The organism is Arthrobacter sp. NamB2 (assembly GCF_005281365.1).
Classification (GTDB): domain Bacteria; phylum Actinomycetota; class Actinomycetes; order Actinomycetales; family Micrococcaceae; genus Arthrobacter_D.
Genome location: NZ_SZWI01000005.1, coordinates 1 through 15,637 on the forward strand (window position 1 = coordinate 1; position 15,637 = coordinate 15,637).

9 protein-coding genes and 1 pseudogene are annotated in these 15,637 nt (G+C 64.4%); 4 read left to right on the forward strand and 6 right to left on the reverse strand.

The window, feature by feature from the left end; translation table 11 throughout:
• From FDK12_RS15245 to FDK12_RS10010, 4 genes and pseudogenes are all read left to right on the forward strand, one after another.
• Positions 1-889 (forward strand): annotated as a pseudogene (locus tag FDK12_RS15245) (hypothetical protein); the annotation flags it as partial.
• 216 nt (positions 890-1,105) lie between these two features.
• Positions 1,106-1,804 carry a class F sortase gene (locus FDK12_RS10000; protein ID WP_137369446.1) on the forward strand — a complete coding sequence of 233 codons (699 nt, stop codon included), beginning with the start codon at positions 1,106-1,108 and terminating at the stop codon, positions 1,802-1,804.
• A gap of 379 nt (positions 1,805-2,183) precedes the next feature.
• The gene (locus FDK12_RS10005) at positions 2,184-3,242 is read left to right on the forward strand and encodes a glycosyltransferase (protein WP_137369447.1); all 1,059 of its coding nucleotides are present in this window, start codon (positions 2,184-2,186) and stop codon (positions 3,240-3,242) included.
• 336 nt (positions 3,243-3,578) lie between these two features.
• Positions 3,579-4,190, forward strand: coding sequence for a hypothetical protein (locus FDK12_RS10010; RefSeq protein ID WP_137369448.1), 612 nt, complete (start codon positions 3,579-3,581; stop codon positions 4,188-4,190).
• Here FDK12_RS10010 and FDK12_RS10015 read toward each other — a convergent pair.
• From FDK12_RS10015 to FDK12_RS10040, 6 genes are all read right to left on the reverse strand, one after another.
• Complete coding sequence (locus tag FDK12_RS10015) at positions 4,175-5,686, reverse strand: dynamin family protein (RefSeq protein ID WP_137369449.1); 1,512 nt, start codon at positions 5,684-5,686, stop codon at positions 4,175-4,177. The genes FDK12_RS10010 and FDK12_RS10015 overlap by 16 nt on opposite strands.
• Positions 5,686-7,509, reverse strand: a complete 1,824-nt coding sequence (locus tag FDK12_RS10020; RefSeq protein ID WP_137369450.1) for a dynamin family protein — start codon at positions 7,507-7,509, stop codon at positions 5,686-5,688. The genes FDK12_RS10015 and FDK12_RS10020 overlap by 1 nt, the downstream gene beginning before the upstream one ends.
• 99 nt (positions 7,510-7,608) lie before the next feature.
• The gene (locus tag FDK12_RS10025) at positions 7,609-8,889 is read right to left on the reverse strand and encodes an IniB N-terminal domain-containing protein (RefSeq protein ID WP_137369451.1); all 1,281 of its coding nucleotides are present in this window, start codon (positions 8,887-8,889) and stop codon (positions 7,609-7,611) included.
• A 392-nt stretch (positions 8,890-9,281) separates the two neighbouring features.
• Entirely contained in the window at positions 9,282-10,556 is a 1,275-nt protein-coding gene (locus FDK12_RS10030; RefSeq protein WP_189636324.1) for an IniB N-terminal domain-containing protein, read from the reverse strand.
• Positions 10,557-10,820: 264 nt separating this feature from the next.
• A complete protein-coding gene (locus tag FDK12_RS10035) occupies positions 10,821-13,244 on the reverse strand; it encodes a helix-turn-helix transcriptional regulator (RefSeq protein ID WP_189636325.1) in 2,424 nt (807 codons plus the stop codon).
• 158 nt (positions 13,245-13,402) lie between these two features.
• Positions 13,403-15,406 carry an Hsp70 family protein gene (locus FDK12_RS10040; protein ID WP_137369453.1) on the reverse strand — a complete coding sequence of 668 codons (2,004 nt, stop codon included), beginning with the start codon at positions 15,404-15,406 and terminating at the stop codon, positions 13,403-13,405.
• Positions 15,407-15,637: the final 231 nt, after the last annotated feature.

Below are 15,637 nucleotides of genomic sequence, written 5' to 3' on the forward strand. Positions count from 1 at the left end.
CCCGGGCAATGGCAACCCGGGCAATGGCAACCCGGGCAATGGCAACCCGGGCAACGGCAACCCGGGCAACGGCAACCCGGGCAACGGCAACCCGGGCAATGGCAACGAGAAGGTCGTGATCTGTCATGCGACGGGCTCGGCGACGAACCCGTACGTCCGGATCGAAGTGAACAAGAACGGTCTGAACGGTCATGGTGGTCACGCGGGTGACATCGTGAATCCTCCGAACGGGGTCTGCCCGACTGGTCCAGGCAACCCGGGCAATGGCAATGAGAAGGTCGTGATCTGTCATGCGACGGGCTCGGCGACGAACCCGTACGTTCGGATCGAAGTGAACAAGAACGGTCTGAACGGTCATGGTGGTCACGCGGGTGACATCGTGAATCCTCCGAACGGGGTCTGCCCGACTGATCCAGGCAACCCAGGCAACCCAGGCAACCCAGGCAACCCAGGCAACCCGGGCAACCCGGGCAACCCGGGCAACCCGGGCAACCCGGGCAACCCGGGCAACCCGGGCAACCCGGGCAACCCAGGCAACCCAGGCAACCCAGGTACGCCGGGCGCTCCGGGAATGCCGGGTACCCCGGGCGCGCCGGGTATGCCAGGTACCCCGGGCGCGCCGGGTATGCCAAGCGCCCCAGGCGTACAGGGTGCCCCGGGTAACACCGTTGGCGCAGTCGTCGGCACGAACATCAGGCGCGGAGCCGCTGTTGTCGGAGTCAGGGAAGGAGTTCGCAGCCAGCGCGGCCTCAACATCCAGTCCGCAGCCGTGGCCGAGAATCCTACCTCCCCTACTCAGTACTTCAGCCTCGTCGGACTGATGGCTGGCGGTCTGACCATAGCGGTGGCCGTCTTCGGTAGCCGTCGGGATTCGAAGCACGGGAGTTAGTTCCGCCAAGTGGGTCCGCCTTCACTAGGAGGGCTCGCGAACAGATCGATTGTGGGGGCACCGGCCAGGCCAAGCCGGTGTCCCTACAACCGTGAAAGGTCACGGACAATGAATCTGAATCCACGAAGCACACGGACAACGGCGCATGCCGTACGTCCCGGGCCTATTCGCAGGAGTGCATCGCCTTTTCTGTCGGTCCTCGGACTTGCATTGCTGATGGTCATCTCGCTCGACCAGCCGCCGTCCTCCCTCGCACCGCCCAGTGGAGATGCCGCACCAGCGGAAGTCCGCGCCCCTGCGCTGACTGATCCCGTGCCGACGGAACCAGACGTGAGTCCGCGGGAATTTCCAGAAGACGGTGCTGCCTCGGGTAAAGCAGTCGACGCCCGGAACGCAGGCGAGATCCAGGATCCAGCCAGCCCTCCCGATACCGATTCGGGTCCTGATGGGACCACAACTCCTGCGGCTGGCACGCTTACCTCTGCTCCAACCAGGATCACAGTCACCGCCGCAGGGATTGATGTCCCCGTCCTACAACTCAGTCCCACAGCTGACGATCTCGCGAATCAGTCGATCGTCCCCCCTTATACGGACGACGGCTACTGGATCAGTTCCTACGGATCGCCAGGTGCCGGTTCCACCGATACGACCTACATCACCGGACACAGCTGGGAGGGGCGAGAAGCTCCGTTCGATCGCTTCAGCACTCATGCCTCTGTTGGCGATGCCGTCACCATCACTACCGGTCAGGAAGCTATCCCCTACGTCATCGATTCGATCACCACACACGATAAGGACACCCTGAGGGAAAGCGACATCTGGGCTGTCATGCCGAACCGGCTCGTCATCATCAGCTGTTACACGGAGGATCCCTGGGGCAAGAACGTGGTCATCACCGCTTCGCCCCAGACCTAGCAAGGGGATTGGATCCTGACCGAACAAGACCCGGTGGGAGCGTTGCTCCGACCGGGTCTTTCAGTTTCGCTCAACACTCAGCTGCCCCTCGGCGATGGTGCGTTCGAGCGTGGGGCGTAAATCGAGTAGTTGCTACCTAACTCTCACACGGGGATACCCCTACCCCTGCGCCCTCTACGTTCCTGATACCCATGATCACCCGAATTCCGGGAGGTATTACCCAACCTGCAACCTTGGGCCCGATCTGATCCGAGCGCTGGTGTGACATGGAAACAGGGCTCCGTCGAAGCTTTGACAAATCCAGCTCTGGAGCTCCCAGGCGCGGCTGACGTGAGGCCGCCCGCCCTAAAACGCCTGCCATCAGCGAAGGAGGACTGTCATGCGACAACGCATCACCGTGATGATCCCGGCACACAACGAGGCAGGTGATATCGCCGCGACCATACAGGCCCTAAGGGATCAGACCCGTCAGCCGGACGAAGTGGTTGTGGTGGCGGACAACTGCACCGACGATACAGCTGCCATAGCCCGCGCTCACGGGGCGCTGGTAGTAGAGACTGTCGGCAACCGTGACAAGAAGGCAGGGGCCCTCAACTGGGCGCTTCCCGGCGTGCTCGAGCAATCGGCTCCTGACGACCTCATACTCGTGCAGGACGCCGACTCGCAGCTTGCTCCGAACTTCCTCGAACTGGCCGCGAAGCACCTGCTGAAAGATCCCGGCATGGGCGCCATCGGAGGCGTGTTCAGCGGGGGAGAGGGTGGCGGATTCGTCGGCCACCTTCAACGTAACGAATACGCCCGTTACGCGCGCGACGTAGCCCGTCTCAAAGGGAAATGCCTCGTGGTAACCGGCACAGCGGCCCTGTTCCGTGTCCGGACCGTCCGGGACGTCATGGATTCGCGCCTGTCAGGCGTTCTACCCCCTGGTGATGGCAAGGGCGGCCTGTACGACACGACAGTCCTCACGGAGGACAACGAACTGTCGTTCGCTCTCCTGACACTCGGCTACCGGATCAAGTCGCCCGCCGACTGCACACTCGTGACCGAGGTCATGCCGACCTGGCGGGAGCTCTGGAACCAGCGGCTGCGCTGGAAGCGCGGGGCAGTAGAGAACTGCGTCCAGTACGGCTGGACCAAAGTGACGCGAGGTTACTGGGCGCGCCAAGCCCTTTCGGTCGCCGGCGTCGTAGTGACGGTGCTGTACCTCGGCACGATTATCTTTGCGCTGGCGACGGTGGGAGTGGTTGTCATACAGCCGTTCTGGTTGGCCGTAACCGGCGTTTTCGTAATCGAACGGGTGGTCACGCTCCGGCTTCGCGGCTGGCGACACCAGCTAGCCGCGGCCACCATGTACGAACTGACGATCGACCTGTTCCTGCAGGCGGTCCATGCGAAGGCTTACCTAGACGCGCTCACGCACAAGAAGAAAGTTTGGTAGATCACATGTACAACGATACGACTGCCCCCATTGCAGCTGGAGTCGCCGGCTCCGGAACGCTTGCCATGACTGGCGCCGAGCCCCTCTGGGTCGTCCTCACCGGATTCGCCATGCTGGCTCTCGGCCTCGCCATCAAGCGCATCGTACCGACGAAGCGGGAAGCCTCGGAGTAGATTGCAACGCACAGCGGGCCCGGTGTCTCACCGGGCCGCTGCGCGGCAACGCACCCTCGTTGAACGAAGCTCCAGCATGATCGGCTGAGCACGACGATGGTCGAGTCCGACATGTTCGTGAATCTGAGACCGGCGCGGCGACAAAGCCCGATACATTGGAGCAATGGGAGAAGAGCGGAAAGACGTCGACGCCGACGGGAAGATCTCGGCGACCGAATCGGCTCCCGAAGGATCACCGGCGATCACGGCCTCGGGTCCTCCGCCCAAGCCGAGGATGGCCGATCGCACTCCGGCGCCGATCCACTCCATCCCGCCACCACCAGGGTCCCTGAAGGCAGCTCGGCGTCTGCTGTCGGTGAGTTGCCTGATCGCGATCATCCTCGCCGTGGTCATCTTCCTGAACCGGGAGACCCACGGGGACAGGCTGCTGGCCTACGTCACCGACCGTGATCCGGGCCAGAGTACGGAGAACCTCAAGACGGTGGCAGCAATCCTGTTCTGGAGCAGCCTCAGTGCCCTTGTCGCCGTCGTTCTGCTTCAGTTCCTTGTCCTGAACGCATTGATGCGCCAGCACGCTTCGGCTCGATGGTTCCTCGTGTTCTTGCTCGTCCTGCACGCCGGCGCTATCTTGCTTGCGGTCGAGTTCCTGGTCCCCACAGGCACCGAAGGTCTGTACACACTGCTGGCTCTCGGAGCGCAGATTCCGATCGCGGGACTCGGGCTCATCTTGGCGTTCTCGCCCGCTGTCGGAACCTGGCTTCATTCGCGGTCGTAGACGGGAAGCTTGCGTGCAGGCAGGAGTTCCTGCGACCGCAGCGAGTGCAGCACGGCTTCGCAACTCCGCACCACGACCTGGCATGCTTCAGCGGTCTCACGGTAGGTCAAAGGATTCTGTGCCAGGGATCGCCACCGTCGGAGGTGGCCCATCGCGGTGTCGAGCAGAACCTCGGGCTGAGCGTCGTCGGGGGCGCCGAGCCGGGCAGAGGGCCCTACACCGTGACCGCCGATCAAGGCTTCAGCCTCTGCATTGAGACCGTTCGGCATGACCACCGCCTGACTTCTGAGGTCGGCCAGCAGCCGAAGCTCCCGGAACTCGTGATCGCTCGCCTCCAGGCGCTCGAGGGAGGACGTGATTGCGCTGGTTCCTGCACGAGGTCTCTGGCGAAGGAGTGTACCGATCCCCAGGAGCGCGGATCGCGCCTTCAAGTGGTCCGCCCGGGCCTGGAACTGTGCGGACACGACGGCGAGCAGTTCGTCGAGTCCGCTGCGCCGAGTCAGCTGACGCGCTAGCGTGCTGGCGTCGGAACATCCCGCACGGATGAGGGCAGACGCGAGGCGAACACCGAACAGGCCGAATCGGTTGAGCAGTTCAGCACGGATCTCGGGACTTACGGCGAGGCGAGGGTCCGGCCTCAGGAAACGATCGGCGGACAAGAGGAGCCGTTCCAGCTCGGGTCGCTCCAATGACGAAAGACTCTGCAGGGCCGAGAACTCGGACTGCCGTAGGGTGCGGCTGCTTTGCGCAAGAAGACCGGCCAGGGGAAGGATCTCGAGCGCAAGTTTCTGCACGACGCCCTCGCGGCGGTATCGGTCGGCTATGTTGCCGGCCGATAGAAGGGAGTCGATGCGGCCGGAGCCTATCTCGTCGGCACGGGACAGCACAGCCAGTGCGTTGATGGTCGCCGAACGGCCGGCCGTGCTGTCCTTGAACGCCTCGAGGAAGTTGAGGTCGGAGGCGTGAAGGTGACGCATCATGTAGACGATCGCGTCCGCTTCCGACGGGGCGTCGACGGGAGTGAGGAATGTCAGGGACCGCTGGGACACGTCCTCGGACAGGGACGCGATTCCGGGCGTGTCGATGATGGTGATGTCACGAAGCTGTCGTGAGGGCCAGTCCACCACCAGGCGGGCGATATCCGCGGCGTGGCGGCCGCCCGTGTCCAGGACCAGGCGCCCGCCGACCCGACGGACGGGGAGCGCGTCGATCGCGCCGTCGTGCAGGTGCACGGTGATTCTCGGGGTGGCCCCGAAGCGGTACCAGGTGACGATCCGCGTGCTTTCTCCAGCGTCCGTAGGAGCGATCTCCTCGCCGATGATCGCATTGATGAGGGTCGACTTGCCGGCCTTGATCATGCCGGCCACAGCGACCCGGAGCGGCTCCTCCAGCCGGCTGTGAAGACCTTGCAGCAGGTCACGACCGATCGGGTCGTCCTCGTAGATATCCAGTGCCTGGCGTACGAGGTCCGACGCCTGATCGAGGACCGACGTCATCAGACCGCGGCGGTCTTCGCGGGCGCCCTGGTCAGAGCCTGCGCCTGCTGGCGCAGCAAAGTCACCCGCTTGATCTCGGCGTTCATCGTGCGCACTCGTTGATCCCGCTCGACGGCCAGGGTAGCGGCAGACTTCTGGGCCGCGGTTACGGAATCACCGAGCGAACGGTGGTGTTCCTCCGCAATCTCGGTGAAGTGGTCCCGGGTGGAGCGCTGAACGAGTCGGAGACGGTCCTTCAGCTGCTTCCCGACCTGGAAGATCACGTCGTCGATCTGCCGACGTACCAGGACCTTCGCCTCTCCCTGGCGTCGCTTGAGTCGGGCCTCCTTGTCCTCGGTGTAGGCCTTGCGGCCGAGGATGAGGCCCGCTCCGACGGAAAGCGGGTTGATGAGTGCCATGCCCACGATCCCGGTCAACAGGCCGAACATCAGGACGCCTCCGTAGGAGCCTCGCATTCCGATGAGCACCTTCTGGCCCGGGCTGATGTGACCGGGATCGAGCGTGGGCATCTGCTCCACCGGATCGAGGACGTTCTCCGTGTCGTCGACGCGAAGCGCCGGCAGGGGGATGTGATCCTGCGCGAAATGTTCGGCTACCTGTTCGGCGAGCCACTGGGCTCGCTCATTGGTCCAGATGAAGGTTTCGGAAACGGCCGCCGACACGCGCTGCTCGAGCCACTCGGAGAACTGGTCCCACACTGCCCCCGGGTCGCCCTGATCGATCGCGGTCTCTGCCTCACGCTGGATGGCACGCATACGCTCCCGCAGATCGTGCTCCATGTCAGCTATGAGGTCGCTGGCTCCGTCGTTGAGCGTCACCTGCCAACGCGCCGACCTCTTCCGCAGTTCGTTCGCCTGTTCCTTCGCGGCCTCCAACCCGGCGATCATCTGCGGAGAATTGCCGGGGTCCTCGAGGGAGTTGAGTTCGGCTCGCAGGGAGAGCAGCAGGTGTCCCGTGGCGGCCAGCAGGTCCTGTTGAACGGATTTGCGCTGGATACGTTCTGCTTTCCCGAGGATCTCCCGGCGCAGGTAGTTCACGAGAGGGGGGAATCCCGACTCGATGTTCAGTTCCTTGTCCTGCAGGCGCGCTGCGTGAAGCCGAAGGTCCGACGACACGGGGAAGAGCGGGATCTTCGGATCGACCTGATCGAGGTGATGCCGGTCGAGTTCCTCGATCTGGCGCCACTGCGGATACAGATCGGTCTTCGTCAGGACACATGCGACGGTTGGTGTTACACGCATGGCCTGCCGGAGGAAGCTGATCTCCGGCTCGGTGTACTCCTGGGATGCGTCGGACACCAGGATCATGGCGTCGGCTGTGGGCAGCGCAGTCAGGGTAGCGAGGGAATGGGCGGAATCGAGGCCGCCGACCCCTGGCGAATCGATGATCGACAAGCCGCCGCTGAGAAGCTGCCGCGGCAGGCGCACCTCAGCCGACGCGATCTTGCGTTCATTACCTGGGTTCCCGTTCTCGGAGACGTAGCCGGCCAGCTCATCGAGTTTGACGGGAACACGCTTCATCTCCTCCTCACCATCCGAACCGTTGCTCGTGAGGGTAACGATGCTCGCAGATGCCGGACTTCCGTGGCGTACGACCGTCGGCACGGACGTAGCGATGTCATCGTCGACGGGACACACGGCGGCATTGACGAGCGCGTTGATGAGTTTGCTCTTGCCCTGTTTGAATTCCCCCACCACGATGACGCGGACGTTCGGGTCGAGCAGGCGCTTGCGGGTCTGCTCCAGCCGCGCGCGGAGGTCCTCCCGCTCGCCCGCAGTCGCCAGCGCGATGCCTTCCTCCACCAGCTTGACCAGCTCGGTCATACAACTCCCCCTCGAATTACCGTAAGTGTGCCACGTGCAGGAGGCCCGGACATGGTGTCCGGGCCTCCCACTCATGCTGTTGTGTTACGGGGCTACTGCCTAGCCTTCAACGCCGCCGTCGAGGACGGGCAGCTCGGCTACGACATCCAGCTCGATGTCACCGATGACGGCGCCTTCACCGAGGACGGGGCCACCGATGAGGTCGCCACCGACGACGTCGAGGTCGACGTCTCCGACCTCCACGACGTCGCCACCGACGACGTCACCGACCGTGATGTCGTCGATCAGGTCCCCACCGACGACCGGGCCCTCAACGAGGTCGCCGCCGACGACGTCGCCGACCACTACGTCGACGTCTCCGACATCGATGAGGTCGCCACCGACGTTGTCGCCGCCCACGTTGTCGCCACCGACGATGTCACCGATCTCGACATCTCCGACGTTGACGATGTCGCCACCGGCCTGGTCGCCACCGACCTGATCGCCGCCGACGATGTCGCCGATTTCGACATCGACATCGAGTTCGTTGTCGACGACGTTGTCGTCACCGACGACGTTGCCGTCACCCGTGACGTTCTCGTCGCCGATGACGACGTCACCGTCGGTGCCGACGATGTTGTCGTCGCCGTCGACGTCGTCGTTGTCCTCGTTACCGACGGAGTTGCCGTCGCCGACGACGACGGTTCCTGCACCAGCACCACCGACGACGTTGTCGTCGCCGTCGACGTCGTCATTGTCCTCGTTGAAGGATCCATCGATGTCGACGTCGATGTCGGTGTCGTTGTCCTCATTGAAGGATCCGTCGATGTCGATGTCACCGACGGTGATGTTCGTCGAGTTGTCCACCGACTCGTCGAGCGCCACGCTGCCGCCGGCGGCGATGGAGTCGTCGCCGGATGCGACAACAGCGTCGTTGTCGAACACCTGGGTGACGTCGCCGTCAGCCCAGATGTTCTGGTTCACCGACTGGTCGGTGATGGTGTCGCGGTCATCCGTGTGGGAGGTGTAGGTGTAGTTGTTCACGATGCTGTGCAGCTGCGCAACGGCGTGACCGTGGTCGTCATCGTGGTGCACGGGAGCAACATGAACCGGTGCCACGTGTGCGGCCGGAGCGGCGGCGACGGGAGCCCAGGTGTTGCCCGCGAAGTTACCCGTGGCGTTGCCACCGGTGTTGTACTCGCGGTCGAAGGAGGAGCTGACCGTGATCGGTGCGTAGTCGACGACGACGGGCAGGACAGCCTCGACGTCATCCCAGCACACGCCGCCCAGGCCGGCATCTTCCAGAGCCTGCTCCGGGTCCTCCAGGAAGTCGGCAGCGGCTTCCGGATCGTTGAAGAGGTTCATCAGGAAGTCAAGAAGTGAAGAAGCGAGTGTAGCCATGATTTGATCCCTCGATCTGAAGAGTGTGTGAAGGTGATCCCGCCCAGTGTCGCTGCCGGGCTTGAATCAAACGTATGGCTCACGTCACCCACCGGGCATCGGGGGTAAACCCCCTACCTGGAAGCGGCTCGCTAGGGATTTCAGTGCCGACAGCATTAGGGGGTTAGGGGTTGTCCTGCCCCCGTTAGGTAGTCGGGGTCTCGTAAGCATTGCCGTCACTCCGGAAGGATTGCGTTCCGTGCTGGTTCCGGTCGAAGTCCTCTGGTCCTCCGCCGGCTTCGACAGTTCAAACCCCTACAGGCCGGTCCGGCATGTAGGGGCTTGGACGCGCAGGAGGCCCGGACGGAATGTCCGGGCCTCCCACTCATGCTGTTGTGTTACGGGGCTACTGCTTAGGCGCCGGGCTCCACAACGGCGGGCAGTTCGGCTACGACGTCGAGGTCAGCATCGATGTCACCGATGACGGCGCCCTCACCGAGGAGGGGGCCTTCGATGAGGTCGCCACCGACGAGGTCGAGGTCGACGTCTCCGACCTCGATGACGTCGCCACCGACGACGTCGCCGATCTCGACGTCCTCGATCAGGTCGCCACCGACGACAGGGCCCTCAACGAGGTCTCCGCCGACGATGTCGCCGACCTCTACATCGACGTCTCCGACATCGATGAGGTCGCCACCGACGTTGTCGCCACCGACGTTGTCGCCACCGACGATGTCACCGACCGTGACATCTCCGACGTCGATGATGTCGCCACCGGCCTGGTCGCCACCGACCTGATCGCCACCGACGATGTCACCAACCTCGACGTCGATCTCGGTGTCGTTGCCGACGACGTTGCCATCGCCGACGACGTTCTCGTCGCCGGTGACGTTGCCGTCGCCGATGATGACGTCACCCTCGGTGCCGACGATGTTGCCGTCGCCGTCCACGCCATCGTTGTCCTCGTTGCCGACAGCGTTGTCGTCGCCGACGACGATCGCTCCGCTGCCGCTGCCACCGACGACATTGCCGTCGCCGTCGACACCATCGTTGTCCTCGTTGTACGAGTCGTCGATGTCGACGTCGATGTCGGTGTCGTTGTCCTCGTTGAAGGAGTCATCGATCTCGATGTCGCCGACGGTGATGTTGGTCGAGTTGTCCTCGGACTCGTCGATCTCGACGTCGTCGCCGGCGGCGATGGCGCCGTCGCCGGATGCGACAACAGCGTCGTTGTCGAACAGCTGGGTGACGTCGCCGTTGGCCCAGATGTTCTGGTTCACCGACTGGTCGGTGATGGTGTCGCGGTCATCCGTGGTGGAGGTGTAGGTGTAGTTGTTCACGATGCTGTGCAGCTGCGCAACGGCGTGACCGTGGTCGTCATCGTGGTGGACGTGAGCGGGTGCCACGTGTGCGGCCGGAGCGGCGGCGACGGGAGCCCAGGTGTTGCCCGCGAAGTTACCCGTGGCGTTGCCACCGGTGTTGTACTCGCGGTCGAAGGAGGAGCTGACCGTGATCGGTGCGTAGTCGACGACGACGGGCAGGACAGCCTCGACGTCATCCCAGCACACGCCGCCCAGGCCGGCATCTTCCAGAGCCTGCTCCGGGTCCTCCAGGAAGTCGGCAGCGGCTTCCGGATCGTTGAAGAGGTTCATCAGGAAGTCAAGAAGTGAAGAAGCGAGTGTAGCCATGATTTGATCCCTCGATCTGAAGAGTGTGTGAAGGTGATCCCGCCCAGTGTCGCTACCGGGCTTGAATCAAACGTATGGCTCACGTCACCCACCGGGCATCGGGGGTAAACCCCCTACCTGGAAGCGGCCCGCTAGGGATTTCAGTGCCGACAGCATTAGGGGGTTAGGGGTTGTCCTGCCCCCGTTAGGTAGTCGAGGACGTACGAAGCCACGAGAACTCTCGGAAGGGACTTCGCACCACACATACCGAGAGCGCTGTCGCTCTCAATCTGTGGAGCCAGGCGTATCCCGCAGAATCAGGCGAAGCTGCATGAGCAGTTCGGACCGGTTCTTGGCCCCAAGTCGCCGACGCATACGAGCCATATGGTGCTCTACCGTGCGCATGGAGATGTACATCGTCTCTCCGATCTCCCTGTAGGTCCTGCCCTGCAGGACCAGATGCGCAACCTCGTACTCGCGCGCGCTCAGCTTGCCCTGCTCCGGCGTGGGACTGGCAGCGGTTCCCGTTTCGCCAGGACCCGGTGCTTCGGGCGACGGGGGTGCTTGCTGGCTCAGGCCCGTATTCGGGTTCAGACCACGAGCGCACGCCAGGAGCTGGCTCATGTCCTTTCCCTCACTCGCCCGAGCTGCTGCATGCCCTGCCAACCGGGATCCGTCCCAGGGCCTGCCGACTGCCGAGAGGCCGTGGGCGGCCGACTCCACGGCGGCCACGTCGAACTTCGAACCGAGGACAGAGATCCACACACGACCAGCCGTGGCGAAAGCGGAGGCCGCGTGGCTGTGACTCGAAGCGCGCACCAGTGCGGAGGCGTGGGGCGAGATACTGTCGGGCCGCTCGTTGAGCATGGCGGCCTGCACCGCGCTCCAATGCAGCGGGACGGCCCACAGTGTCGGATTCCCGAGTTTGGCGAGCAGCGCCCACGCCTCCTCGATGTGAGGCTCCAGCCATCGGGATTCCCGGAGACGGGCGGCCGCTACCATCAACTCCCCGAGTGGAAGCAGGTTATACAGGTCGACCGACACCCGGGACACACTTTCCTGTGCTCGACTCCAGGCGGTCACCAGGTCGATGGCGCTGCCGGTACGCCGTGCCATGGCAACCTCCAGTACGTCCAGAAGGTACTGGTCACGCGGTGCGAAACTGCTGTCGCAGAGCTCGGTCGCTTCATCGATCGCACACCGTGCCTGATCCAGGTGGCCTTCCTGCATGGCTACCCAGGCTCCCAGCAACATGAGCCTCGGACGCCCCCCATCACCTCCCTGATTGCCTGCCAACGCTGCATCGAGGATGGAATGCGCAACGCGGATATCTCCGTGGTGCAGCGCGACGACGGCGCCGAGCGCTGCCGGCAGGTCAGGCAGAGGGATGCAGGCGGCCGAAGAGGTCATCAGATTGGACGCCCTGATGAGGGTAGCTACCGCCTGCTGGGGTCGATCTCCCAGGGTGTCGTAGATGCCCTGGGCCATGAGGGTGGTCGCGACGGCGAGCACAGTGGGAGATGCGGAAGGTGTGGCTGCATCGAGCATCTGCCGGGCCCCGTCCTTGTCGCCGCTGCCGACCATCGCGACGGCTGCAAGCGGACCCGAGGATCCCACTCTTTCCGGGCCCAACCAGCGGTACACCTCCGCCCCGCGGGCCAACATACCCCGCTGGGCCCAGACAGTGGCGGAGACGTTCACTCCTCGTCGCAGGTCAGGGGCGGCTGGCTGCATCAGGAGGTCGTCAAGGAGCCGTCCTGCTGTATCAAGATCGCCGAGCGCCAACGCGGCCTGGGCGCGGCGCGCAGCCAGTGCCAGCTCGTTGGTGCCGGCCGTGACGGCGTCTGCATACAGGGCGGCAGCAAGATCAGGCTGCGAGGCAAGCGCTGCATTGCCCGCTTCGACCAGCAGGTGCCCGACTCGCTGGTCCTTGAACCCGCTCTGTGCCAAAGCACGCGCAACGCCCGAGGGGAGCGGCCCCTGCGACTCGAGCGCGTCGACGATCGCCTTCTGGAGCTCCTGCACCCGATACCGTGGTGCAGCCGCCAGCAACGACTGCTGCACCAAGGGGATGAGTTGACCGGTGGGAAGCAGCAATCCTGCTGATTTCGCCCGTGCGATTGCTTCATCGAAGTCGCCCCCAGCGCCCCCCAGGGCCGGGAACGGATGAACGCCGGCAACATCACCGACAGCCATGGCCAACAGGGTGTCGCGACTGATGCCGCCGATCTCCTCTAGCTCGTCAGCGAGTTCGGTGAGGCCCTGATGGGAGACGAGACCGGCAGCGCTCGATCCGCTCCCGCTGTCATGGAAGCCAGACACGACTCGCTGGACGAGCCAGGGCATCCCGCCGGTCAGCTCGGCGATCTTGTTCACGACATCTGCGGAGACTCTCGTTCCCAGGGAGGAACCGGCGTAATCGTCGATCTCCTCGAGCGACCAGGGCTTCAGCTTGATGGGCGGAGTCTGTTCCTTGATCGCCGCCACCAGTTCGCGCAGCGCTTTCGTCCGAGGCCAGGGACGATACGCGATGATGACGTCCACGTGATCCGCTCCGAGGAGCGAATGGACGTGGGCGAGATCCGACTCCTTGAGCGAGTGGGCGTCGTCGACGAAGACGGCACTTCGACCGGCGCTGGCTTCGGAATCGAACTTCAGGTAGTCACGACGGACCGTTACTCCCTCAGCTCTGTAGTGCGCCTCCAGCATGCCCAGGAGAGTGCTCTTCCCGCTTCCCCCGGCTCCTGTTATGCCGAGCAGCAGCGGACGTCGGGGGGATGCGACCAACGACTTCAGGACTGTTTCTCGGATGAGGCTGTGGCGCATCCCTTGGGTCCTGGGACTTCCGTACACTTCCGTCACCGGTGCTACGGATTCGCCGGCAGGTCGGGCAGATCCACCGTCAGCCCGAGGGAGGCGGTCGGCGCGGGTGTTGGAGTGGGCGCCGCCGTCTCGGGAGCCTGCGAGCCGTCACTCGGGATGGGGCTGGCCCCCGGAGTGGGACCGATGGCCGGTTCGGAGGGCGTCTCAGTAGTGGGTCCCGGCGTCGGGTCAGGCAGCGGGTCCGCGGTTGGGCCGGTGGTTGGGTCCGGCGTCGGGTCCGTCGTGGGTCCGGTGATCGGGTCAGGCAGCGGATCCGTCGTGGGGTCGGTGGACGGGTCAGTGGGAACGGGCAGTGGGTCAGTGGCCGGGTTCGGGTTTGCGTCTTCCGCGGGGGGTGAAGCCGGCGCCGGATCTGTGGTTGGAGCAACCGGGTCGATGGACCCGCTCGCGGACTGCAGGACCGGCCCCTTCGCGTCACGCTCAGGGCCCTGCACGGGCGACCCGGTCGGGTCGCTCGTCGGCGTCCTGCCTGCTTCGGCCGACCCTGTGCTCGTGGCGGTCGGTGCTGTAGCGAGTGACCCGTTCGCGATACCTATGAACTCCTCCATCGTCGATGAAGCTGTTTTCTGAGCCGCACCGGAGGTGTCGTCGGTACTGCTCTCCTCGGATTCCCTTCCGTCGGAGCCATTTGTACTCGCGCCGTCAGGAACGCCTCCCTGGGCCAGGACCGAGGCGATGGCGTTGATCCCTGTCGGGCTCTGGGCGGCAGTCGCGGTGAGGGTGACGAGGAGGGCGGCAGCTGCCGCTATCGCCACGGTGCGTCCCCGCGGGTGCGATGCACCGACAGCGGCGGCGGGTTCAGCGCGGACGAAAGCCGCCGCGGCGGGGCGTCGACGCACCGGGTGGCCTGACACGGCAGGCAGGAGCCCCTGCACAGGATGCTCGTCGCTGTCGTCGTCGATCACCTCGATGAGCGCTGCAGCGGCGAAGGCGGCTCCCAGGCTGATGGACGCCTTGGGATCGGCATCGATCGCGATCGGCCTGCCGAGTTCGGCGGACAGTGTCTGCGCAATCAGCGGGATGCGGGAGGATCCACCGATGAGGAGGATGGCGTCGAGGTCGGCCGCTTCCAGCTCGGCTGTGCGCATGACCCGACGAAGAGCGTCGACCGATTCGCCTACCTGCTCCTCGATCATCTCCTCGAACTCGGACCGCACGAGTCTGACGTCGTTCTGCAGGTTCGGCAGAAGTACCTGCACGGTGGTCTCTGTGTCCGAGGAGAGAATCTCCTTCGCTTCCACGCATTCACGCCGCAGGCGCGCGAGGAGCACATGCCCACTCGCCTCGGACATGTCGAGATGCTCCAGTAGGCCGGGAGTATTGGCTACGACGTGCCGGAAGACCAGATCGTCGAAATCAGCCCCGCCGAGGCGTTCGATCCCGACCGGAGTCCCGAGGGAGACGAAGGCCTGGTCACTGCTCTTCCGCAGGACGGCCGCATCGAACGTGCCGCCGCCGAGGTCGTACACCGCGATGGTACTGCCGTCCGCTACGCGCTCGTGGGAGGCGTAGTAGAGCGCCGCTGCTTCCGGTTCACTCAGGAGCTCGGCATGTCCGAGACCGACATCCGACAGCGCCTGCCGGATCAGATCGGTTCGGTATTCGCCCCACTCGACGGGGTGGGACACGGTAAGGCCCTCGGGCGGCTCGCCTTCGCGCTCCTCGGCCTGATCCACGACCCACCGCACCACGGACGCGAAGAGGAACTCCGGTGTGAAGCTCTCGTCCTCGATGACAACCGGTATCGAGTCTCCCAGGCGTCGCTTGAACTCGCGGACGAGCCGTTCAGGTGCCCGCACGCCTCGCCGCTCGGCGATGTCCCCGATGGACAGCTCGCCATCCGACGCAACGAAGATGACCGAGGGTACGGTTCCGCCCCTGCCGCCGAGGTTCATCACTTGAGGGGGAGCGAAAAGGTGGTTCTCGCAGCGGGAAATTGCAGCCGCCGTATAGCTGGTTCCGACATCTATGCCAAGAACGTAAGTCACGAGCACCCACCCCAACGTGTGTCGTATATCACTCAACAGTCCACTTACTGTAGCATCCAGTGCGCCGTCGCGAACGTGACGTAGGACTCGTTCCAGCATGGTCGGGTACCCTCTCGACCAGGGTGACGGACCCGAGGGCGCGGCCGCGCAGAGAACCTCATGACCTCCGGAGTCCACTACTCCCGAAGCTGTTCCGGGTGACCCTATAGTGAGTCTCATACTGGATGGATA

Bases quoted from the DNA above. Each gene is read 5' to 3' on its own strand.
- FDK12_RS10000 (WP_137369446.1), top strand. From the start codon at position 1,106: ATGGTCATCTCGCTCGACCAGCCGCCGTCCTCCCTCGCACCGCCCAGT.
- FDK12_RS10005 (WP_137369447.1), top strand. From the start codon at position 2,184: ATGCGACAACGCATCACCGTGATGATCCCGGCACACAACGAGGCAGGT.
- FDK12_RS10010 (WP_137369448.1), top strand. From the start codon at position 3,579: ATGGGAGAAGAGCGGAAAGACGTCGACGCCGACGGGAAGATCTCGGCG.
- FDK12_RS10015 (WP_137369449.1), bottom strand. From the start codon at position 5,686: ATGACGTCGGTCCTCGATCAGGCGTCGGACCTCGTACGCCAGGCACTG.
- FDK12_RS10020 (WP_137369450.1), bottom strand. From the start codon at position 7,509: ATGACCGAGCTGGTCAAGCTGGTGGAGGAAGGCATCGCGCTGGCGACT.
- FDK12_RS10025 (WP_137369451.1), bottom strand. From the start codon at position 8,889: ATGGCTACACTCGCTTCTTCACTTCTTGACTTCCTGATGAACCTCTTC.
- FDK12_RS10030 (WP_189636324.1), bottom strand. From the start codon at position 10,556: ATGGCTACACTCGCTTCTTCACTTCTTGACTTCCTGATGAACCTCTTC.
- FDK12_RS10035 (WP_189636325.1), bottom strand. From the start codon at position 13,244: ATGCTGGAGGCGCACTACAGAGCTGAGGGAGTAACGGTCCGTCGTGAC.